The following is a 1,535-nucleotide window of genomic DNA, read 5'->3' as shown; positions in this document are numbered from 1 at the left end:
ACTATCTAAGTCCCATTGAATATAAAAATATTCACCTTAAAAAAAGTGTCTAGTTTAGTGTTGACATACCAATATTGGAGAAATGGATAAAGAGGCTGTTGTTTTGAAGGGAACTGTCCTCAAATTATAGTGGACAGCCCCTTTTTTAGAGCCCCTTATTTTTTTGTGTAACTATTGAATTTCAATTATTATTTAAGTTGAAGGACGATTAGGTCCATCGAGTTTTTTATCGCCAGTACTGCGTGTTTTTTCTTCAGCAGCTTGTTGTTTACCTTTTGGTTTTTTAGCCATCGTTTACGCACCTCCTGTTAAGTAGTCTTTACTAATGTAATTGTTTCCATTCAAGTCGAACATGGATGTCGAAGAATGCCTTTTTCTACTTTCTTTGACGAATAAAAACTAGTTTTGTCAAGCAAGAAGGTGGTTGTTTTTTTACAGCGAATTAGTAGCGTAAGAGGAGGGAGAACGATGAAAAATATCATTGAAAAGAGTGTTATTGAAGGGAAGTTAGCTGAATTAGAACATGAGCTTTTTGTACTTGAGGAAGCAATGAAGGAGAAGGTATCAACCAAAAAAATGGAACGAAAATTAATGGAGGATGCTTTCCAGATTGATCAGCATTTAACTGAAATCATTTCCTGTTTAGACATACAGCAGGAAACAAAACAAAAGAATGATACGTATCGTGCTCATGCTTCCTGCTTTTCTATTGCCGCCCCCAATATATAATGTTTTCGTATATGTCGTCAGATTTGATATGATAAATGCAGAGGTGAAGTTGTGTTGAATTTATTAATGCTTTCAAATGAGCTTCTGCAGCTTATAAATGACTGTAAACAAAGGTTTGAAGGCTTTGAGAAAAAGCCTGAAAAAACCGAAGAGTATTTTTTTAGGAAGGTAAAGCCTGCATTTGAGCTAGGAATGGACAAGGCGAAGCAATGGCAGTCTTTTGCTGAAGCTTGGGTAAAGGAAAAAAAACCAAAATATATTCATCTTACACAGATTGAATCAACTATTGAACATATCGAACAAATTATTTTACAGTCGTATTATAAGGATATAAATAATCAGAGATTTCATAATTTGTATAACTCAGTAGAGTATATTCTAAGGAGCATCCATACTGAGGAACAAACTAATTGTTGAAAACTAGAGGGGCTGTGGGTAAAACACCCCAAAACACTAGTATATAGTAACATAGCCACCATAACATCTATATATTGGTGTTTTTCTGAGGCTTCAAACCATTTAAAAACAGCCCCTAATCATATTATTTTTCAGCTTTTAAACTAATCGGACCGGTTTCTTCACTCGCAACTGGTTCAATTTCATATGCCATATGTTCTGTATTTTTGGCAGCAATCTCGCCGCCATGTTTTGGAATGGTTGGCTCGTGTCCTCTTTCTTTATGGTTAAAATGTTTGCCTCTTGCCATATTAAAACCCCCTTATTGTGTTTCGTATTGTAAAAACTTTTATATTAAAAAAGTTAATAATCTTTGAATTTAAGGGCTTTAAATGCAAAAAACTTGCCAC

4 protein-coding genes are annotated in these 1,535 nt (G+C 34.5%); 2 read left to right on the top strand and 2 right to left on the bottom strand.

Going from position 1 to position 1,535, the window contains the following annotated elements; genetic code table 11:
* Positions 1-192 precede the first annotated feature (192 nt).
* Entirely contained in the window at positions 193-291 is a 99-nt protein-coding gene (locus tag Q1B07_RS26505) for a hypothetical protein (RefSeq protein WP_046590326.1), read from the bottom strand.
* 177 nt (positions 292-468) lie between these two features.
* Between Q1B07_RS26505 and Q1B07_RS26500 the strand changes: the two genes are divergently transcribed.
* Together Q1B07_RS26500 and Q1B07_RS26495 are read left to right on the top strand one after the other, a co-directional pair.
* Entirely contained in the window at positions 469-729 is a 261-nt protein-coding gene (locus tag Q1B07_RS26500; RefSeq protein WP_299094129.1) for a hypothetical protein, read from the top strand.
* Between the two features lie 54 nt (positions 730-783).
* Positions 784-1,146: a DUF1798 family protein gene (locus tag Q1B07_RS26495; protein WP_299094128.1), complete on the top strand. Its 363-nt coding sequence runs from the start codon at positions 784-786 to the stop codon at positions 1,144-1,146.
* 124 nt (positions 1,147-1,270) lie between these two features.
* Here Q1B07_RS26495 and Q1B07_RS26490 read toward each other — a convergent pair whose 3' ends face one another.
* A complete protein-coding gene (locus Q1B07_RS26490) occupies positions 1,271-1,435 on the bottom strand; it encodes a hypothetical protein (protein WP_299094127.1) in 165 nt (54 codons plus the stop codon).
* Positions 1,436-1,535 lie beyond the last annotated feature (100 nt).

This window comes from uncultured Metabacillus sp. (assembly GCF_947503125.1).
In the GTDB taxonomy this organism is placed as follows: Bacteria; Bacillota; Bacilli; order Bacillales; family Bacillaceae; genus Metabacillus.
This window is presented reverse-complemented; position numbering and strand designations above follow the sequence as displayed.

Coding starts and splice junctions, on each gene's coding strand:
- Q1B07_RS26505 (WP_046590326.1), bottom strand. CDS start 291: ATGGCTAAAAAACCAAAAGGTAAACAACAAGCTGCTGAAGAAAAAACA.
- Q1B07_RS26500 (WP_299094129.1), top strand. CDS start 469: ATGAAAAATATCATTGAAAAGAGTGTTATTGAAGGGAAGTTAGCTGAA.
- Q1B07_RS26490 (WP_299094127.1), bottom strand. CDS start 1,435: ATGGCAAGAGGCAAACATTTTAACCATAAAGAAAGAGGACACGAGCCA.